This is a genomic window from Cryobacterium sp. MLB-32, from assembly GCF_000738085.1.
Taxonomy (GTDB): Bacteria; Actinomycetota; Actinomycetes; order Actinomycetales; family Microbacteriaceae; genus Cryobacterium.
On sequence record NZ_JPRS01000068.1, the window covers coordinates 25,116 to 44,458 of the forward strand.

Sequence of the window (19,343 nt, forward strand, 5' to 3'; positions counted from 1 at the left end):
GGGAGTCTTGTGTGGTGTCGGTCACGACGCATCCGTTCTCTGGTTCGGCGGGCTCACGCGACGGTTCCGGCCGAGGATGGCCATGACCCTGCCGATGGGCGTGGGCGGTAGCGTGCGGGCATTGCCGCGCCCGTAATGACGTTCCAGGTAGTACTGCGGGATCGACAGCATCGACGTGAGGAAGAGATACCAGCAGCTCACCACGATGAGCAGTTCGACCTGCCGCAGGTTCTGGGACGAGATCTGGGTGGCCACGGTGTACAACTCGAGCACGGCGATCACCGACAGCAGCGAGGTGTTCTTGAGCATCGAGATGGTTTCGTTGCCCATCGGCGGAATGATCACCCGCATGGCCTGCGGCAGCACCACCTTGAACAGGGTGAAGCCCGGGCTCATACCCACGGAGTAGGCGGCCTCATACTGGCCTTCATCCACCGAGAGCATGCCGGCTCGCACGATCTCTGCCGAGTACGCCGCCTGGTTCAGCGTGAGCGCGAGCAGCCCGGCAGCGAATGCCGGAATCAGCGTGTTCGTGTCGATCGAGAACAGCGTGAAATCGGTGAACGGAATTCCAAGTGAAATCTGAGCGTAGAGCAGACCGAGGTAGCCCCAGAAAACGATCTGGATCAGCAGCGGCGTTCCTCGAAAAGCCCAGATGTAGAGCCACGCCAGGGCGCTCATCACCGGGTTGTTCGACAGCCGCATGACGGCGAGCAGCACGGCGAGAATCGTCGAGATGATCATCGACACGATGGTCAGGATGAGGGTGAGCACGACCCCGTCGAGGATCCGACGGTCGAAGATGAACTCACTGATCGTTGGGTGATTGACGTTGTCGTTCTGCCAGAGCGAGCCGGCCAGAGCCGCAAAGCCCAGGGTGAGGACCACGGCCATGACCCAGCGCCACGGATGCCGAAGGGGTACCGCCGAGATGTCGTCGTCCGTCGCCGCCTCTCGGACGGCCTGCGTGGGAGAGAGAGTCATGTCGTCTACGACCCGAGGTTGAAGCCGGCCTCATCGAGGCCGTAGTCGGAAAGCTCGTACTTGTTCAGGATCTCCTCATAGCTTCCGTCTTCGATGACCGCCTGGAAGGCCAGCCGGATGGCGTTGCTCAGTTCGCTCTTTTCCTTCAGGATGCCGATCCCGCTGTAGACGGGGCTGTAGCCGGAGGGATTGTCGGGGTCGGTGACCACGTCGAACATCTCGCCGTCGCCGGCGGTCTGCGCGGTGTAGGCGGCGACGGCGGAGTCGACAACTTCGGCCACAGCGCGGCCGGAACGCACCGCGGTCTGCACATCCGTTTCACCGGGCAGTTCCATCACGTTGACGACGCCGGCACCGGATGCGATGCAGTCCGCGTCGTAGCTGCGCAGGATGTCGGCCTGAACCGTGGCCTTCGGTACGGCCACATTCTTGCCGCAGAGGTCAAGCACTCCACCGATGTTTTCGGGGTTACCCTTCACGACCAGGATCGTGAAACCAGCGTGGAAGTAGTCCACGAAATCGAGTGTCTGCTGGCGTTCCTTGGTGTCATTCATGCCCGACATGATCACGTCATGCTTGCCGGCCTGCAGGGAGGGAATGGCGGCCGCGAACGACTGCTTTTGCAGCTCGAACTTCACGCCAAGCTTCGCCCCGATGGCCTGAGCCAGATCGTGATCGAAACCGGTGACGTTCTGGTCGGCGTCGAACATCTCCATCGGCGGGTAGGGGATGTCAGAGGCCGCCTTGATGATTCCGGCTGCCTTGATGTCGGCAGGCAGTGCGGCCGCGGCCGCCACGTCGACGGTGCCGACCGGCGCCGCATCCGCGGTCGTTGCCGGAGTGGGCGTCGCGGAACATCCGGTGAGGGCCAGGGCCGCCACCACCCCCATCGACGCCATGAACTTCCAGGAGGACTGTGTGCGCTGTGTGATCGTCATTCGTTACCTCAGATTGTTTCGGTGAGCGAGCTGGCAGAAAGCAGTGTTGGTCGAGAAAGCAGTGACGTTCGAGAAAGCAGTGATGATCAGAAGGTGATGTTGGTCGTGGTCACCGTTACGCGCTTGAGCGCGTCGGGCAGCACCTCGACACCGATGCCCGGGCCCGTGGGCACGCGAAGGTGGCCTTTTTCGAGAACGAAGGGCGCGGTCAGGTCTTCGGCGTAGTACCGGTTGGATGCCGAGGTGTCCCCCGGGAGCACAAAGTTCGGCAAGCCGGCCAGCGCCACATTGGCGGCCCGGCCGATGCCGGTCTCCAACATTCCCCCGCACCAGACCGGCACGCCGTGCGCGGCCGCCACGTCGTGGATGCGTCGCGCCTCGAGGTAGCCGCCCACCCGGGCCGGCTTCACGTTGATGATGCTGCATGCGCCGAGGGTGATCGCCGTCGCCGCATCCCGCGCCGACTCGATCGATTCGTCGAGACAGATCGGCGTCGAAATCAGTTTGGCCAGGTTGGCGTGTCCCATCAGATCATCTTCCTTCATCGGCTGCTCCATCAGGAGCAGGTCGAAGGGGTCCAACAGGGCGAGGTGACGAGCATCCGCCAGCGTGTACGCGGTGTTGGCATCGACCTGAAGCAACATGTCAGGGCCGAAGCGCTCACGCACGGCACGCACCGGCGCGATGTCCCAACCCGGTTCGATCTTGAGCTTGATCCGCAGGTACCCCTCGGCCAGGTAGCCCTCAACCGCATCGAGGAGCTCGTCGATCGAATCCATGATCCCGACCGACACTCCCGCGGGAACGGTGTCGTGCACCGCGCCGAGGTATTGTCCGAACGACACCCCGGTTTCCTTGAGCTGAGCGTCGAGTATCGCCGTCTCGAGAACGGCCTTCGACATGAAGTGGCCCTTGACCGGTTCGAGCGTGGTCGCCACCTTCTCGGCGGTCAATCCATTGCCGAGGGCCTGCAGGCGGGGAATCAGGTGGTCACGAATGACAAGGTCACTGGCATCCAGAAACTCCGAGCTGTACAGCGGGTCCGGCTCGGCAGCGCACTCGGCCCAGCCCTCCGCGTTGGCGGTCACCACCCGAACGAGCGTGGTCTCACGTTCGACGGCCGTACCGAATGACGTGCGGAAGGGCCGAACCAGGGGCAAACGCACCCGGCGCAACTCGATGTTTTCAATCTTCATGCCTGACCTCCTGAAACGAACCGATACCAACCGGATCGGGTGACACCGTCGGCGGTATAGCCGGCGGCGAACAACTCTGTGAAGACGGAACGGATGCTGCGGCGCCAGGCTGCGGCCAACGCCGGGTTCTCCGCCCGAACGGCCACGATGTCCTCGGGCACACGGCACCAGCGCACGCCGGCGACGTCGATGACGGCCGGGTCACCGTCCGGGCCGTCGCCGCGAACGTCGTCCGGTGTGAACGCCGGGAATTCCGGCTGCGGCGCCAGACCCTGACTGCAGTCGACCGCGCGGGGATCGGCGAGCGGCCAGACGGCGATGAGGCGATCGCTCTCATCGTTGGCGTTGATGAGCCCGTGCATCGGTCCATAGAAGTCCTGCTCGTACTCGTCCGCGTGTGCACCGAGCTTCGTGAGGTTGAATCGCGCATTCCGGCTGACCAGCGGGTCGAAGGTCCACGTCATCATCGGGATGCCCCGGGCAAGTGCCCAGGCCCGCTGGTGCAGTTTCAGGGCGAATCCCACGCCGCGATCGGCCGTGCCGGGCACGACCCCGGCGATCAGGGAATACATCGAGACGTTTCCCGGGGCGACGATGGCGACGGCAGCACCGGTCAACGTGCCCGCTGCGTCGTAGGCGGCCGTGACGTTACAGCCGGCGTGGCTGATGCTCCGCAGCAGCTCCGCCGGAATCGGCGGTTCGGTCAGGGGCAGCCCCCAGACGTCGCTGAAGAGGTTCTCGATCTTCGTGAAGCCAGGCAGCCCACGCTCGTCAACAACCAGCACTCCGGCGACGCGAGCCGCGTCGGTTGCCGCCAGGTGTGCGTGATCGGCCATCGATCGGATGTCCATGCTCAGCGTCATTTCCACAGTCTGGGTGAGGGACGCGTGGTTTAGCTTTAGCGTTCAGCACGAAGCTCACGATGGTTTCTTGTGGTTCGACACAACCGTCGCTAGCGTTGCGGGATGACGACACACGTTTTTGAGACACCGCGCGTGGCCGTGTCGGAGCTCTTGACCACCCTGGAGGGTTCCGGTTTGCGCCTGGCTTCGCAGCAGGCCGATAGAACTGTCGCGTTGACCAGCCCCACGCTGTTCGACTGCCTGGTGCCCTTCGCCGGGCGACGACATGGCGTTTTGCTCGCCATCGGCGTGCACCCCGAGGCACCCGATTCCGCCGACGTCGTGCGCGGTGCTGCGGGGCGCGGTTTCGACGCGATCGTGATCAAGTCACTGTCGCTGAGCGTCGAGACGCTCGCTGCCGTCGCGGATGCCGCCGGGATCGCGCTGCTCGTCGTGGATGATGAGGTTGAATGGCGCCAGCTCGAATCCGTACTCAACTCGGCTCTGACGACGGCGGCCGAACCGCCAGGGTCACTGACCGGCCTGGCCGTCGGCGACCTCTTTGCCCTGGCCAACGCCATTGCCGCCCTCGTCGGCGGAGCCACCGCAATCGAAGACCTGCAAACTCGGATTCTCGCGTACTCCACCCTGCCCGCCCAGCCGATCGATGAAACCCGGCGCGACGGAATCCTGGGTCGCCAGGTACCGGATGATCCGGACAACGCCAATGCGTACGCATCCGTCTATCGATCCGAGGGAGCACTGCGGCTACCGGCCCTCGCGCCCGGGCTGCCTCGGATGGCCGTGGCCATCCGAGCGGGCACGCAGCCCCTCGGATCGATCTGGGTGGTGGATGAACGCGGCAGACTGGATGACGATGCGGCACAGGCGCTGGAACAGGCTGCCGACATCGCGGCCCTGCACCTGCTGCGGGCGCGGAGTGCGGCCGACCTGGTGCGGCAGCAGCGCACCGTGCTCTTGCGCCGGTTGCTCGATGATGGCGAGGACGCCCGGCTGGTGGCCGGCCAGCTGGAACTCGACACCACGGGACCGTATGCCGTCGTCGCCTTCCACCCGCAGCTCGGAGCGAGCGGTGAGGAGCTGGGGCTGAGTCGACTGTTCGACCTGATCTCCATGCAGTGCGAGGCGTATCAGCATGGGGCCGAGTGCGCGGTGATCGGGGCGACGATCTACGCCCTCTTTTCGGGCCCATCCGCATCGGACTTGACCGGGCTGCACGGCACGGCCCAGCGCATCGTCGAGCGCGCTGAAGGCGGCCTGCGCGCATCGGTGCGCGCCGCCATCGGCTCCAGAATGGCGCAGGTGACGCAGATCAGTCGGTCGCGGCGTGATGCGGATCTGGTTTTGCTGCTCCAGACCACCCACACCCCCACGAGCGTGGTGGCAAGTGCCCACGACCTGCGCAGCCGCCTCACCCTGCTTGAGCTGGCGCAGGTGTTTCGCGATACGCCCCGGTTCATGGCGCCGCAAGCCGAGCGGATGCTCGAATCGGATGCACGGTCCGGAACGGACTATGCCAAAACCGTGCGCACCTATCTGGACTGCTCCCGCGATTCCGCCGTCACTGCCGCGCGGCTGTCCGTGCACCAGAACACACTGAGATATCGACTCAAACGAACCCACGATCTCTTCGCCGTCGATCTGGAGAACGCCGACGACACGCTCGCGTTGTGGCTGAGCCTGCGCGTGGCCGAATTCGACTGAGCGTCCCTGGCGCGGTGCCATCTCTTGTGCACCGCCAGGCTTCCTCGTGTTTCCGGGGTTTTTCCCTGTGTGTTTGCTGAGTTGTGTAACGGAACGGTAACGGGTTGGTGGGTTTCCAAACCTTTTCGGGGATGGGGCCGAACACCAGTCAGACCTCAACACCACCACCCACAATCACCGCCCCCAGACAGGAAACCCACACCATGCGCACATTCTCCAAGGCCACCATCGGCTTCGCTTCCGCCGGAATCATGATCGCCCTCCTCGCCGGATGCTCCACCGCCGCCACGACGCCCGCCGCGTCCAGCGCCCCCAGCTCCTCGAGCTCCGCCACCGCCGAGGCTCCCCTCGCCTCGATCCCCAGCCTCTCCGGCGTCGACACGGCCGTTCTCCTCGACGCCGACTTCGCCGCCGCCCTCGGCACCCTCGGCCTCACGGCAGGCACCGTCGGCACCGCCACCCTCGAAGAAGGCAGCCTGCACTTCCCGATCACCGGCGGCAACGTGGACTACTACGACCCCAACGGCACCGTACGCCCCTACGTGCAGGGCACTCTCGAGCACGAAGGCTCCGGCTTCTCCCTCACCGCCGGCGACACCGTCGTTGAACTGACCAACTTCACCATCGACCCCGGCACCTCCGAGCTCTTCGGTGACGTCACCGTGAACGGCGAGTCCGCCGCCACGCAGGTCAAGGTCTTCGACCTCTACGGCGGAACCCTCAAGCCCCTCGAAATGGACGGCGACAACGCCATCCTCACCGGCACCACCGTGCACATCTCCTCCGACGCCGCCGGCCTCCTCAACTCCACCTTCAACACCGACGCCGTCGCCGACCAGCTCCTCGTCGGCATCGCCACCATCACCGTCGCCACCAAGTAACACCCACCAAGTAACACCCCTCGCAGCAGAAGCGGGCCCGTCGCACACGCGACGGGCCCGCTCTCGTGCACCCACCCCGCCCCCGCAAGGCCATGCCCCCGCCCCGTCACCGTTCAGCCGGCCAGCGCAGGGTGTGGAAGCCAGCAGATGTTTCACCGTGCGCCAGCTTCCGGACCCTGCGCTGGTCGTTCCAAACGGTGCGCCAGCTTCCGGAACATGAGTGGGCCTCCGCCGGGGTAAGGCGGCTGGGCGGGAGGGCGCCCGGCTGGATGTCAGCTAGTCCGGGTTACCCTCGTGCGAGGGCACCCCGACCCCCTGATCGCAAGGACACCACGTTTATGACGGCAGTATCACGCCGGTTCGGCGGCCACCGGGTAGCGGATGCCGCACTCGTGGGAGCGATCGCCCTGCTGGTCTCCGTCGCCTTCTCCTGGGTTCCCTCGGTCTGGTTTGACGAAGCGGCCACCATCACCTCAGCCACCCGCAGCTGGACCGACCTCGCCCGCCTGCTTCAGAGCGTGGACCTCGTGCACGGCCTCTACTACGCCGGAATGCACGTGTGGTTCGACCTCGTGCCCTACTCTCCGTTCACGCTGCGTCTGCCGTCCGCCCTCTTCATCGGGCTCGCCGCGGGGCTGCTCACCTACCTGACCAGCGCCCTCGCCAATCGCCGAACGGCCATTCTGGCCGGCCTCATCTTCACGGTACTGCCGCGGGTCACCTGGGCCGGAGCAGAGGGCCGGTCGTTCGCGCTCGGCACCGCCCTGGCCATGGTGTTGACGCTCGTCTTTCTCGCCGCATGGAACCGCGGCGCGGCGCCGCGACGCACCCGGGTGCTCTGGTGGGGACTCTACGGCGTTGTGGCAGTGCTCAGCACGGGCGTGTTCCTCTACCTCGCACTGCTCGTGGGCGCGCACGGTGTCACGGCGCTGTGGACCAGGCTTGCCCAGCGTCACTTCCCGGCCGACGGAACAGGGGTCCGCACGGCGAACGCCGGTCTGTGGGGCTGGCTGGGCGCATCCGCCGCGGCCGGCGCCCTGCTCCTGCCGTTTGCCCTCACCGTGTCGAGTCAGAGCAAACAGGTGAGCTGGATCCCGCCCATTGGTCACCAGACGCTCTACGACGTCGTCGTGTGGCAGTGGTTCGCGCTCAATCCCACCTTCGCCGCGGTCGGCTGGCTTCTCGTCTTCATCGGCATCGGCGTGCTCGTGGCACGTGCCCGGCGCACCCCGGTGAGCCACCGCGCCCACACGGCACGGCCGGGCCTGCTCGCGATCACCGTGCCTTGGATCGTGGTCCCGACCGTCGGCCTGATCGTGGCGTCACTGCTCATTTCCCCGCTCTATTCGCCGCGTTACCTCACGTTCGGTGCCCCTGCGATTGCCCTGCTCATGGCCGTCGCTCTCGCCGCCCTGCGCCGCCGCTGGATGAGCGTGATCGCCCTGGCCGTGATTGTGGGGATGGCCGTGCCGCAATACATGGCCCAGCGGATGCCCGAGGCCAAGCAGAATTCCTCGTGGAACGAGGTCGCCGACCTCGTGGCGCACGAGCGTGCGACGCACCCCGCCGAGAAAAGCGCCGTCCTCTACGGCCCGGTGCGACACCACCCGGCGGCAACCTCCCGCATCATCTCGCTGTCCTATCCCGACGCCTTCCAGGGAATGGTGGACGTCAAGCTCAAAACGCCTGCCGCCGAGGCCGGAACGCTCTGGGAGAAGCAGTATCCGCTCGCCGAGGTGACTCACCGTTTCGACGGCGTTGACGAGGTCTGGCTCGTGACCAGCGATAAGCAGGACTGGCGTCCGAGCATCACCGCGAAACTCGCTGCCCTCGGCTACCGCCTGCAGAGCGAGTGGAACCTCACCGGCGTCAACGTTCTGCGCTACGAACGCTGAACCGGCCCCAGACGGGCGCGCGTCCGCGAGAGCATGCGTCCCGGCTCACGCAGCAACCGGCCGGTCGCGCCCGGGCCAGCGCGGCGCAGCGACACCGCCACGATCACGATCACGGCGAGCGCCATCGACGTCTGGGTCACCGCGAGTGAGGGTTCGAGCAGACGCAGGCTCAGTGCGAGCGGCACCATCAGCCACTCCCAGCGTCCGCTCAGCGCGATGAACGGCAGCAGCAGCAGCGCGTACCAGGGGTAGCGCGGGCTCAGGATCAGCAGCGTACCGCCGATCATCACGAGCTGTCCCACCCAGGGCGCGTCGGGGTCGGTCTTGAAGAACACCAGCAGCGCGATGATCACGAGCAGCGCGCCGGCCACCCAGATCGCCGCCGAGCCGGGCGCGAACAGGGAGATCAGCGCGAACCGGGAACCGTCCTCGTACCCCTCCTCGGTGAGATAGCCCGGCAGGTAGCCAAGCACCCCGATGCCCGTCGCCAGAATGTACGGCACATAGAGCAGAGCGAACGTGACAACGGATGCGATGATCACCTTCCAGCCCCGGCGTCGCAGCATGGCCGGCGCGGCAATCACCGGGATGAGTTTCGTGGCGATGGCAATACCGAGCATGATGCCGCCCCGCCACTGCTTTCCGGAGCTCACGAGGAAGGCGGCGGCGAGCGTGAACACCACGCCGAGCATGTCCACGTGCGAGTTGTTGACCGCCTCGGTGGCCACGAGCGGGCACCATGCCCACAGGGCGGCGTGGCGCAGGTCGATTCCGCGCCGCTTCATGCCGACAAGCAGCATCACGGTCGCGCCGAGGCTCATCAGCAGCCCGGCCAGCTGCAGGGGCCAGTACTGCGGCGCGGGGCCCGTGATCGCGCGCACGCCGGCGAAGAAGATCTCGCTCGCCGGCGGGTAGATGGTGGGCACGTTGGAGCGGTTGAGCGCCGAGCAGAACAGCTCGTCGGTCTGATCCTTGTGCGCACGCTGGATGCGTTCGCCGGGGCAGACCGCGTCGCCGGCGGCGTTGATCACGGGCTGCTGAAACAGCCAGTCGGGGCGCAGCGAATCGAGCCGGGTATCGCTGGGCGGGTAGGCGTAGGGCGAGATGCCCGCGTTCTGCACGATCCCGTCCCAGGCGTAGCGGGCGGAGTCCGTGCTCGTGTTCGGCGGGCCGACCATGGCCGCGCCGCCGAGAACGACCGAACCGGCCAGCACGAGCACCACGATCGCACGGCCCTTGACGCCGCGCAGAGCCAGTAGCGAGAGAACGAAGAGCAGCCACAGCGCGCCGGTGCAGATCAGGAGCGCGGTCGAATCCGGACCGGGCTGAAAGTTGTCGTAGGTGAGAACGGTGTACGCGGTGAGGGCGGTGCTCACGAGCAGGAGCAGGGAGACCAGAACGATTCGCACTGTTCTATCCTCCACGACTCCGCGCACTCTCCCCTACCCCCGACACAACACCGGTGGCCCGTCACGGAACCGTAATATTTCGCTCCCCTGAAAAACGCCGGTCAGTGATGGAATTGTTCTATGCGGCGATTGATGTACGAAGCCCAGCGCGCCCTGGCGTCGCCGGTGAGAAACCCCCGAATGGCGACCGTGATCGGTCGTTTGCTCGGCGCCGCGTTCCTGATTTGCTTCGGCACCGGCCTCTACAGCCACTTTCTGCAGAATCCGCTCCCCGGTATGCATTTCGCGACGCGCCCGGAGTACCTGTACCAATTCACTCAGGGTCTGCACATCATCACCGGAATTGCCTGCTTCCCGCTGCTGCTCGCCAAGCTCTACATCGTGTTCCCGGCGCTTTTCGCCTGGCCGCCGGTCAAGGGATTCCTCAATTTTCTCGAGCGTGCCACCATCGCCCTGTTCGTGGGCGCCAGCCTTGTGCAGATCACCATCGGCCTGCTCAACACCTATCAGTGGTACCCGTGGCCGTTCCCGTTCCGCCAGGTGCACTTCGCCCTCGGCTGGGTGCTCATCGGGCTGCTCGTGATCCACATCGGTGTGAAGCTGCCGCTCATCACGCGCTACTGGCGCAAGGCTCCGGACGGCAGCGAACCCGATCACCTCGCCGAGGCCGCATCGCCCGACCGTTCGCAGAATCCTGAAGAGGTTCGTCTCTGGGGCACCACTCGCCCCGGCGGCGTCACCGGTCGTTTGCTCGATTTCATCGATGCCACCCCGGCGAAGACCAAGCGGGTGACCCGCCGCGGGTTCCTGACCACCGTGGCCGTGAGCGTCACCGCCGTGGTCGGCCTCACCGCCGGTCAGACGTTCGCCCCCCTCGACGCGACGAACGTGTTCGGCCCGCGCAAGAAGGGCGTCGGCCCGCAGGGCGTTCCCGTGAACCGTACGTCGAAGCAGGCCAAGGTGGCGGATGCCGCGATGGCGGCCGATTGGGCCCTCACGATCGTGTACGCCGGAACCGAGACCTCGTTCACCCGCGCCCAGTTGCAGGCGATGGAACAGACCGAGGTGCGCCTGCCCATCGCGTGCGTGGAGGGCTGGAGCCAGATGGCCACCTGGCGCGGTGTTCGACTGATGGACCTCGCCGACGCCGTGGGAGCGGATGCCGAAACCTCGTTCCGCCTGATCAGCCTGGAAGAGCGCGGCAGCTTCAGCAAGACCCAGATGGGCTACGAATACGTGCGTGATCCGCTCACCCTGGTGGCCCTTGAGCTCAACGGCGAGACGCTCGATCTCGAGCATGGGTACCCCGCGCGCATGATCGCTCCAGGACGCCCGGGAGTGCTCCAAACCAAATGGCTCAGCCGAATCGAGGCGATCAACGCGTGAGCGAGCAGAGCATGAACGAGCAGAGCATGAACGACCAGCGCGTGAACGACCAGCGCGTGAACGCCCGGCGTATGCCAGAACCGAGCCTGGCCGGGAGTGCAGACGACCCGACGGCCGGCACCGGCGAGACGCGCGCGATGCGCGGCATCCGGATCGGTCTGGTGCTGCTCGGCGCGGCGCTGCTCGCGTGGGGCGCCTACGTGATGTTCGACACCGTGCGCGCGACGCGCATTCCCGGCGTCGCGTTGTGGATCATCGCCGCCATCATTCTGCACGACGCGATCCTCGCGCCGATCGTCTTTCTGCTCGGCACCCTGATCAGCCGCGCCGGACACCGTTTCGGCGGCGCGGTCGTCGTGGTGATCGAAGGCTTTGTCGTCGTGGGATCGATCATGGCGCTGATCGTCGTGCCGATCATGATCGCCACGAACTTCACGCCCGACAACCCCACGGTGCTGCCGCTGAACTACGGATTCAACCTCGCCGTGTTCTTCGTGGTGCTGGCCGTGCTGGCCGCCGGGCTCGCCGTGGTGCTCTACTCGCGTTCGAAGCGCACGAACGAGCGACCGGACACGCGCCACTCCTGAACCGTGCGCAGGCCGGCGGCGGCCGCGTGCGGCCGAAGCGCGTTCGCGCCGATCTCGGCCCACGGGAACGGTTCACTGCGGCGCCCCTCGGCGTCTTCGAGCGTGCCCTCGTAGCTCAGATCGTGGTCGGGGTCCCCGCTCACCTCGATCACGAGCGCGCCGCCTGCGGCCAGCAGCGCGGCACAGCGTGCCATGAGCGCGCGCGGGTCGCCGCCAATGCCGATGTTGCCGTCGACCAGAAGCAGGGTCTTCCACTCCCCTTCCAGAGGAACGGGGGCGAAGACCGAACGATTGAGCACGGTGAGGCCGGCCGCAACTGCGATGCGTACGGCCGTTGCCGACACGTCGACGCCCACAGCGGACAGGCCGACGTCCATGGCCGCGCGCACCATGCGGCCGGGACCGCAGCCGATGTCGAGCACCGGTCCGCTCGCGCCGACGAGAAGCGACAGGTCCGTGGCGTCGGCGTCGGCGCTCCAACGGGCGGCATTCATGGGCGCGGCACCGGAGCCTTCCGCCGAGCGGATGCCGTGAAGGTAGAGCACGTTCGACGCACCGAGCAGGGCCGTGGCGTAGGGCTCGGCCCCGCCGGCACCGAAGGTGGCGGGTGGGGTGGCCAGAGGCTGGTATTCGCGGGCAGATGTAACCGTCATGAGCGGTCTCCCTGCTGGGTTGCGTTGTGCGGTGCGTTCTGGGGTGCGTTCTGGGGCGCGTTCTGGGGCGCGTGTTGAGCTGCGTTCTCGGCTGCGTTCTGGGCACTGGACGGGGCGGCCAGCTGGACGGCCAGGGTCGCGGCGAACAGTCCGTGCGGCGCTGTGGCCGCCACGCGGTGTGCGTCGTCGATTGTGTCCACGTCCACGAGGGGAGGCAGGCTACCGACGCGCAGGCCGGCATCCGTCAGGCGGGCCAGTTGCACGGCGCCGGTGTCGTCCTGCGACATGGGCACCCCGCGGATGAGCGACCCGGCCGGGTTGTGCATGGCCAGGGCCCAGAAGCCGCCGTCTTCAGCGAGGCCAAGCCAGGCATCCGTTGCGGGGTCGACGTTGCTGCCGTCGCGGCCGGCACGGTCCCAGCCGGAAAACACCGGGGCGAGCAGCTCGGCCGTCACCTGCGGGGTGTCCATGCCGATGAGCACGGTGGGTTCGGTGAAGGTGTCGAAGATGGCGCCGAGACGTTCATCGAGGCTGCCACCCACCTGCGGCAGGATCTCCCAGCCCACGGCTGCGGGCGGCGGAACGATACCGTCGTAGGCGAGTACGCGTCGGCTCGCCGGCAGGTGCATGACGGCACGCAGTGTGTCGTGAAGGCTCGCCGCGGCCAGCTCGGCAGCCTGCTCCAGGCTGAGGGGAGGATGCAGCCGGGTCTTCACGCGACCGGGCAGGCATTCCTTGGCGATGACGACGAGCACGGTCATGAGCGCACCTCCCGCAGCAATTTCGACATGTCGTGAATCGCGGTGATGGTGCCTCGAATCGTGCCGGTCACCTTGCTGCGTCCGACCCGCGGGGCGTAGGGAGTATCCACCTCGCGGATGCGCCAGCCGGCGTCGGCCGCGCGCAGAAACATCTCGAGCGGGTAGCCGCTGCGGCGGTCCTGGAGGTCAAGGGAGAGCAGCGCCTCGCGCCGGGCGGCCCGCATGGGGCCCAAATCATGAATGGTCACACCTGTTATTCGGCGCAGTCGCCAAGAAAGAGTGGTATTTGCTATTCGGGCATGTACGGGCCACGATCCGGCAGTCGTGGGACGGCGGCGTCCGAGCATCAAATCGTCGGTTCCGGCCTCGACCGGATCGACAAGAAGCGGCAGGAATTGGGGGTCCATCGAGGCATCCGCATCGCAGAACGCGGTGATCGGTGCCGTCGAAGCGAGCAGTCCGGCGTGTGCGGCCGCGCCGAAGCCGCGACGCGCCTCGTGCACCACGAGCGCGCCGTGAGTGAGCGCCACGTCGGCCGAGCCGTCCGTCGAACCGTTGTCGACAACGATCGCCCGGTATCCCTCCGGAAGTCGGGACAGCACCCAGGGGAGCGCTCCGGCCTCGTTCAGGCACGGAAGCACCACATCTACCCGCGTCTGAGTCATAAACCGACTTTAGGCGGGCAAATATGTAGAAAGCCTGCCAGTCACCAGCACGATGACGGCTCACCACGTTCACGCGCGGAATTCGGGTCACTCACCTATCCTGAGGAGGTGACACCCTCTCAGTACTTTGCAGCACCGCGAGCAGACGCGCTGGCCGGCCGCCGCATTCTCGTGATCGATGACGACCAGATGGTATCCGAAGTCGTCTGCCGGTATCTGCTCGCGGCCGATTTCGTGGTCGACCAAGCGCCCGACGGCCTCAGCGGCCAGCGTCAGGCCGAGGCCGAACGCCCGGACCTCGTGATCCTGGACCGCATGCTTCCGCACATCGACGGTATCGAGGTGTGCCGCCGCATCCGGGCTAACTGGGCCGTACCCATCATCATGCTGACGGCCCTCGGCGAAGAGGAAGACCGCATTGAGGGGCTCGAGGCCGGCGCCGACGACTACCTCACCAAACCGTTTTCTCCCCGGGAACTCGTGCTGCGGGTGCAGTCCGTGCTCCGTCGCAGTGGTGTCGAAAATCTCCCGGAGGGGATCATCTCGGCGGGCGAGTTCTCGCTGGACCTGTCGGCGCACGAGATCAGGCAGCGCGGCACGTCACTCGTGCTCACGGCGCGGGAGTTCGACCTGCTCGCCTACCTCATTTGGCGTCCGTCGAAGGTGCTCAGCCGCGAAGACCTGATGCGGTCGGTCTGGGGGTGGGAGTTTGGTGACCTCTCCACGGTGACGGTGCACGTGCGACGGTTGCGCGAGAAGATCGAAGCCAACCCGGCGCATCCCGTGCTCTTGAACACGGTGTGGGGCGTGGGCTACCGCTTCGACCCGGACGTGCCCGGCACTGCCGACCGTTCCGACACCGCGGCTGTCGCGGCTGCTCCGGCTATCCCGACTGCTCCGGCTATCCCGACTGTCCCTCCTGCTCCGCCTGTCCCGCCTGCTCCGACGATCCCGACCGGCGCGACCGCGTGACCGCCTCCCAGCTGGTCGACGTGGCGACAGCGGCGCTCGTCTGCGCGATCGTCGTAGGCGGGCTGGCACTCGGGGCGCTCGTGGTGGCCGCGCGCAGCATCCGGTCGAGCCGGCACGCGCCGACAACGGATGCCGTGGTCCCGGCGTCGGAACCGGCCGACCGCCACACCGACACCGCGAAGACCACGGACACCGCGGACACCGCGGAGACGGCCAGGCTGCTGGCGGACGCCCGCCTGCTGGAAACACGCATCGAGGCGAGCCGCCGGGAGCTCGTGTCTTGGATCTCGCACGACCTGCGCACACCTCTGGCCGGCATTCGTGCCATGGCCGAGGCACTCGAGGACGGCATGGCACCCGATCCCGAGCGCTATTACGCCCAGATTCGCGGTCAGGTCGACCAACTCACCGGCATGGTCGACGATTTGTTTGAACTGTCCCGCATCCACGCGGGCACGCTGCGTCTGTCGCTTGAGCGCGTCTCACTGTACGACCTGATCAGCGACACCGTGGCCGAGCTGGCCCCGGTAGCCACATCGAAGAGCCTCGATCTGCGGTTTGAGGGTGAGAGCGGCCTGACGATTCTGGCCGACCCCCGGGAGCTCGCCCGAGCGGTGGGAAATCTCGTGATGAATGCCATCCAGCACGCACCTGCTGGTAGCCCGATCGTGGTCTCCGCCACCCGGCACGATGACGGACGCGCGTCGATCGCCGTGCAGGATTCCGCCGGCGGCATCCCCGAGCACGATCTGGCGCGTGTCTTCGAGGCCGGCTGGCGGGCGAGCGAACATCGCACCCCGGCCGCTCCCGGCATGCCGTCGGGCGGCGGTGGGCTGGGACTGGCCATCGTTCAGGGCATCGTCGAGGCTCACCACGGCGACGTGGTCGTGCGGAATGTGCCCGGGGGCTGCCGGTTCGAGGTGCTGTTGCCGCCCGCCGAGAACACGGCGGGCGTTTTCGTCTGAACCGCTCGGCGTCGGGGCAGGCTAGGGTCACGTCATGGACATCATCCTTGTTCCCGGATTCTGGTTGGACGCCTCCTCGTGGTCGGAGGTCACGCCCGCGCTCGTCGCGGCTGGACATCGCGTGCATCCGCTCACCCTGCCGGGCCTCGAAGCGAAGGATGCGTCACGGGCGGGGATCGGCCTGCGTGAGCACATCGACGCGGTCGTGACGACGGTCGATTCCCTCGACGGGCCGGTGATCCTCGTCGGCCATTCCGGCGGCGGAGCGATCATTCACGGCGTCGTCGACGCACGCCCGGAGCGGGTGGCGCGCGCGGTCTATGTGGACAGCGGCCCGGTCGGCGACGGAGGCATCATCAACGATGAGCTGCCCGCCGTGGGTGACGACGTGCCGCTCCCGCCCTGGGACGCCTTCGACGACGCGGACCTCACGGACCTCACCGAGGAGTTGCGGGCCGACTTCCGTGCTCGCGCCATCCCGCAGCCGCGCGGCGTGGCCTGCGACCGGCAGGATCTGAGCAATCCGCGCCGATTCGACGTGCCGGTCACGGTTATCGCGTGCGAGTTTCCCACGACGGCGCTGATCGGGTGGGTGCAGTCCGGCGACCCGCACGTGGCGGAGCTCGCCGATATCACCGACGTCGAGTACGTGGATCTGCCGACCGGACACTGGCCGCAGTTCACCAAGCCGGTCGAGCTCGGTGCCGCGATCCTGGCCGCCGTGAACCGCTGATCACAGGTCCCGAGTCATTGGTCGGTGGTCACGGGTCCGCAGTCACGATTCGCTGGTCAGTTGTCGCTTGTCGCTTGTCGCTTGTCGCTTGCGGCGAGTCGCAGACCACTGGTTCCTGAAGCGCTGAGCCGGCGCCTCTAGGAGTGCACCGCTGCCCGAAGCGGCGCCGTGGCGAACTCGCGCATGCCGTCTTCGAAGGTGACGGCGGGCATCCACCTTAATTCAGTGCGGATGCGTTCGGACGACGCCGTGATGTGCCGCACGTCGCCGAGACGGTAGTCGCCGGTGATCACGGGCGTGGGACCGTGCGCGGCCGCACTGAGCGCCACCGCCATTTCGCCGATGGTGTGCACGGTGCCGCTGCCCACATTGAATGGGCGGAAGAACTGCTCGGCGGCCGTTTCGGTGAAATCGATGGCCGCGAGGTTGGCGGAAGCCACGTCGCGCACGTGCACGAAGTCCCGGCGTTGTGCGCCGTCTTCGAACACGGTGGGGGCTTCGCCGCGCTCGAGGGAAGAACGGAACAGCGAGGCGACGCCCGCATAGGGCGTGTTTTGCGGCATCCCGGGTCCGTACACGTTGTGGTACCGCAAGGCAATGGCTCGGCCGCCGGTGGAACGCGCCCAGGCGGTGGCGAGGTATTCCTGCCCAAGTTTGGTGCTCGCGTACACGTTGCGCGGGTCGAGGGGATCCTCCTCGGAGATGAGCGCGGGGTGCAGACGATCCCCCGTGATCTCGTCGACGGGGTCGAAGCGGCCGTCATCGAGGTCGACGGTGCGGCGAGGACCGGGCCGGGCATGCCCGTGCTGGCCAATGTAGCTGCCTTCGCCGTAGACCACCATCGAGGACGCCAGCACGAGGCGGTCGGTGCCGGCTCGGGCCATCGCGGCGAGGAGCACGGCCGTGCCCACTTCGTTGCTCGTCACGTAATCGGGGGCGTCGGCGAAATTGACGCCGAGTCCCACCTTTGCGGCCTGGTGGCAGACGACGTCAATCCCCACGAGAGCGGCGTCTACGTCGTCAGCGTTGGTCACGTCACCGTGAATGAAGTGCACGCGCGGGTCGATCACGGGCGGGGCGCCGTGCACGTCGGCGCGCAGGGAGTCGAGTACTCGCACCTGCCAACCACGTTCGAGGGCCTGCTCCACGATGGCGCTGCCGATGAAGCCGGCTCCCCCGGTGACCAGGAGGTGCGGCGCGCTCATTCGGCGCTCGATGCGGTCGTCATCGCGGCAGGCGTCGCGGTCGTCGTCGCAGCAGGCGTCGCGGTGGCCGTGCGAGTGGATGCGGCGTTGGCGACGTCGGTGGCACTCGGCGCCGCGACATCGGCACTGTGGCTGCCGGAGCGCGTGCGCGGAGTGCGTTCAAGGGCGATGAGCACCTCGGCGGCGGCCACGAGCTCGCGCGGTGCATAGTCTTCGGGAAGGCCGCGCAGGATTCCGTCGATCGCGGCGAGGATACGGGGCTGGGCCTCGCGCAGGCGACGGAAGACCAGGGAAGCGGAGACCGCGTCTTCGGTTTCGAGTGGGGCCAGTCCGGCATCCGCGTCGGTCACGAACGAGAGGTTGACCGTGCCCATGTTCAGCTCGGAGGCGAGCACGACCTCCGGGTATTGGGTCATGTTCACGATATGGGCCCCCATTGAGCGGAACCAGGTGGATTCGGCGCGGGTTGAGAAACGAGGGCCCTGAATGACGACCACGGTGCCGGTGGGTGCGAAGTTCTCGCCGAGCGCCTCGAGCGAGGCGATGGCGGCCGCGCGCAGCGCCGGGTCGAAGGGGTCAGCGGCCGCGAGGTGCTGCACGGATCCCTGATCGAAGAACGTGTCGGGGCGACCCGTCGTGCGGTCGATGAACTGGTCGGTGACCACGAGCATTCCCGTGGGGTACTCGGGGCTCACGCCGCCGACGGCAGCGGAGGAGATGATGCTTTGACGCCCAGAGACGCGAGCGCCCAAATGTTGGCGCGGTAGTTAATGAGGTGCGGCGCTTCGCTGTGGCCGGTGCCGTGGCGGGGAAGGAAGGCGACCTGGCGGCCGGCGCGTTGCCCGATGGTGACCTGCGCGTGCCCGTAAGGCGTGTCGATCTCGAGGGTGGTGGACTCGCTCGGATCGAACAGCTCGTACAGGCCGGAGCCACCGATCACGGCGATCTCCGCCCGTGTGCTCCCGTCAGATGAGCTGGCGTCTGTCGCGCTCGCGTCTGTCGCGCTGGTCCCCGTCGCGCTGGCGTCTGTCGCGCTGGCGCCTGTCGCGCTGGCGTCTGTCGCGCTGGCGTCTGTCGCGCTGGTCCCTGTCGCGCTGGCGTCTGTCGCGCTGGTATTGATGGTCACGGCTGGCTCCCGGTCTTCATGATCAAGTCGAACAATTCTTTCATGCCCCCTGCCGAACTGCGGCGCGACTCCCCCATCCAGTCGCCGCGCGAGGCATAGTCGCTGGTCGACATTCGAAACCGTCCCGCCGGTCGACGCGCGAGGAACGAGCGCATGGATCGAGCTTCTCGATATCGAGACTGCGCGAGCCGACACGAGCACGCTGTGTCTAGCTCTTGTAGTGCGGGCCGTCGTGACCCTTCGGTGTCGGTACCGGTGGGCGTCCGCCGCGACGCGGAGTTCTCTTCGGATCGACGGTAGCGGGCGGGATGAAGTACACGACGTTGTCTTTGACGATGATGCCCCACCCTTCGCGGTGGATCCTGTGATGGCAAGCACTGCAAAGCATCAGAATGTTCGATTGATCCGTCGGCCCGTCCT

At 66.9% G+C, this 19,343-nt stretch carries 19 protein-coding genes and 1 pseudogene; 8 read left to right on the plus strand and 12 right to left on the minus strand.

Annotated features, from left to right (window positions below):
- Nucleotides 1-21: 21 nt before the first annotated feature.
- The 4 genes from JF66_RS08875 to JF66_RS08890 form a co-directional block, all read right to left on the minus strand.
- Nucleotides 22-984: an amino acid ABC transporter permease gene (locus JF66_RS08875; protein WP_051973326.1), complete on the minus strand. Its 963-nt coding sequence runs from the start codon at nt 982-984 to the stop codon at nt 22-24.
- 5 nt (nt 985-989) lie between these two features.
- A complete protein-coding gene (locus tag JF66_RS08880) occupies nt 990-1,922 on the minus strand; it encodes an ABC transporter substrate-binding protein (protein WP_231556353.1) in 933 nt (310 codons plus the stop codon).
- An 86-nt stretch (nt 1,923-2,008) separates the two neighbouring features.
- Entirely contained in the window at nt 2,009-3,118 is a 1,110-nt protein-coding gene (menC, locus tag JF66_RS08885; RefSeq protein ID WP_035877122.1) for an o-succinylbenzoate synthase, read from the minus strand.
- Nucleotides 3,115-3,981, minus strand: coding sequence for a hypothetical protein (locus JF66_RS08890; protein WP_197059370.1), 867 nt, complete (start codon nt 3,979-3,981; stop codon nt 3,115-3,117). Before JF66_RS08890 ends, menC begins: the two co-directional genes overlap by 4 nt.
- Before the next feature lie 102 nt (nt 3,982-4,083).
- On the opposite strand from JF66_RS08890, the gene JF66_RS08895 reads away from it, so the two are divergent.
- The 3 genes from JF66_RS08895 to JF66_RS08905 all read left to right on the plus strand — a co-directional run bounded on the left by JF66_RS08895 (nt 4,084) and on the right by JF66_RS08905 (nt 8,461).
- Nucleotides 4,084-5,685, plus strand: a complete 1,602-nt coding sequence (locus tag JF66_RS08895) for a CdaR family transcriptional regulator (RefSeq protein ID WP_051973327.1) — start codon at nt 4,084-4,086, stop codon at nt 5,683-5,685.
- 203 nt (nt 5,686-5,888) lie between these two features.
- Nucleotides 5,889-6,566, plus strand: a complete 678-nt coding sequence (locus tag JF66_RS08900) for a hypothetical protein (RefSeq protein WP_035877123.1) — start codon at nt 5,889-5,891, stop codon at nt 6,564-6,566.
- A 338-nt stretch (nt 6,567-6,904) separates the two neighbouring features.
- Complete coding sequence (locus tag JF66_RS08905; RefSeq protein WP_051973328.1) at nt 6,905-8,461, plus strand: hypothetical protein; 1,557 nt, start codon at nt 6,905-6,907, stop codon at nt 8,459-8,461.
- Here the strand turns inward: JF66_RS08905 and JF66_RS08910 are convergent.
- The gene (locus JF66_RS08910) at nt 8,449-9,870 is read right to left on the minus strand and encodes a glycosyltransferase family 87 protein (protein WP_035877124.1); all 1,422 of its coding nucleotides are present in this window, start codon (nt 9,868-9,870) and stop codon (nt 8,449-8,451) included. The two genes, JF66_RS08905 and JF66_RS08910, sit on opposite strands and share 13 nt — an antisense overlap.
- Nucleotides 9,871-9,990: 120 nt before the next feature.
- Here JF66_RS08910 and JF66_RS08915 point away from each other — a divergent pair, with 120 nt between their 5' ends.
- Together JF66_RS08915 and JF66_RS08920 are read left to right on the plus strand one after the other, a co-directional pair.
- The gene (locus JF66_RS08915; protein WP_035877125.1) at nt 9,991-11,256 is read left to right on the plus strand and encodes a molybdopterin-dependent oxidoreductase; all 1,266 of its coding nucleotides are present in this window, start codon (nt 9,991-9,993) and stop codon (nt 11,254-11,256) included.
- Complete coding sequence (locus JF66_RS08920) at nt 11,253-11,843, plus strand: hypothetical protein (RefSeq protein WP_051973329.1); 591 nt, start codon at nt 11,253-11,255, stop codon at nt 11,841-11,843. Before JF66_RS08915 ends, JF66_RS08920 begins: the two co-directional genes overlap by 4 nt.
- On the opposite strand, the gene JF66_RS08925 is transcribed toward JF66_RS08920, so the two are convergent.
- The 3 genes from JF66_RS08925 to JF66_RS08935 are packed head-to-tail and all read right to left on the minus strand — an operon-like array spanning nt 11,792 to nt 13,922.
- Entirely contained in the window at nt 11,792-12,496 is a 705-nt protein-coding gene (locus JF66_RS08925; RefSeq protein WP_051973330.1) for a class I SAM-dependent methyltransferase, read from the minus strand. The two genes, JF66_RS08920 and JF66_RS08925, sit on opposite strands and share 52 nt — an antisense overlap.
- Nucleotides 12,493-13,257 (minus strand): DUF2064 domain-containing protein, encoded by a 765-nt coding sequence (locus tag JF66_RS08930; RefSeq protein ID WP_081882260.1) that lies wholly within the window; start codon nt 13,255-13,257, stop codon nt 12,493-12,495. The genes JF66_RS08925 and JF66_RS08930 overlap by 4 nt, the downstream gene beginning before the upstream one ends.
- The gene (locus tag JF66_RS08935) at nt 13,254-13,922 is read right to left on the minus strand and encodes a glycosyltransferase family 2 protein (RefSeq protein WP_035877127.1); all 669 of its coding nucleotides are present in this window, start codon (nt 13,920-13,922) and stop codon (nt 13,254-13,256) included. The genes JF66_RS08930 and JF66_RS08935 overlap by 4 nt, the downstream gene beginning before the upstream one ends.
- Before the next feature lie 108 nt (nt 13,923-14,030).
- On the opposite strand from JF66_RS08935, the gene JF66_RS08940 reads away from it, so the two are divergent.
- Genes JF66_RS08940 through JF66_RS08950 form a run of 3 tightly spaced genes read left to right on the plus strand, consistent with a single transcriptional unit; the run spans nt 14,031 to nt 16,592 of the window.
- The gene (locus tag JF66_RS08940; RefSeq protein ID WP_231556354.1) at nt 14,031-14,894 is read left to right on the plus strand and encodes a response regulator transcription factor; all 864 of its coding nucleotides are present in this window, start codon (nt 14,031-14,033) and stop codon (nt 14,892-14,894) included.
- The gene (locus JF66_RS08945) at nt 14,891-15,859 is read left to right on the plus strand and encodes a sensor histidine kinase KdpD (protein ID WP_051973331.1); all 969 of its coding nucleotides are present in this window, start codon (nt 14,891-14,893) and stop codon (nt 15,857-15,859) included. The genes JF66_RS08940 and JF66_RS08945 overlap by 4 nt, the downstream gene beginning before the upstream one ends.
- 34 nt (nt 15,860-15,893) lie before the next feature.
- On the plus strand, nt 15,894-16,592 hold the full coding sequence (locus JF66_RS08950) for an alpha/beta fold hydrolase (protein ID WP_035877140.1): 699 nt from the start codon (nt 15,894-15,896) through the stop codon (nt 16,590-16,592).
- Between the two features lie 137 nt (nt 16,593-16,729).
- Here the strand turns inward: JF66_RS08950 and JF66_RS08955 are convergent, their stop codons facing one another.
- The 4 genes and pseudogenes from JF66_RS08955 to JF66_RS24265 all read right to left on the minus strand — a co-directional run.
- Nucleotides 16,730-17,797 (minus strand): NAD(P)-dependent oxidoreductase, encoded by a 1,068-nt coding sequence (locus JF66_RS08955; RefSeq protein WP_035877145.1) that lies wholly within the window; start codon nt 17,795-17,797, stop codon nt 16,730-16,732.
- On the minus strand, nt 17,794-18,492 hold the full coding sequence (locus tag JF66_RS24255) for an MTAP family purine nucleoside phosphorylase (RefSeq protein ID WP_231556355.1): 699 nt from the start codon (nt 18,490-18,492) through the stop codon (nt 17,794-17,796). Before JF66_RS24255 ends, JF66_RS08955 begins: the two co-directional genes overlap by 4 nt.
- Nucleotides 18,489-18,923: a hypothetical protein gene (locus JF66_RS24260; RefSeq protein ID WP_231556356.1), complete on the minus strand. Its 435-nt coding sequence runs from the start codon at nt 18,921-18,923 to the stop codon at nt 18,489-18,491. Before JF66_RS24260 ends, JF66_RS24255 begins: the two co-directional genes overlap by 4 nt.
- Before the next feature lie 208 nt (nt 18,924-19,131).
- Nucleotides 19,132-19,343 (minus strand): annotated as a pseudogene (locus tag JF66_RS24265) (hypothetical protein); the annotation flags it as partial.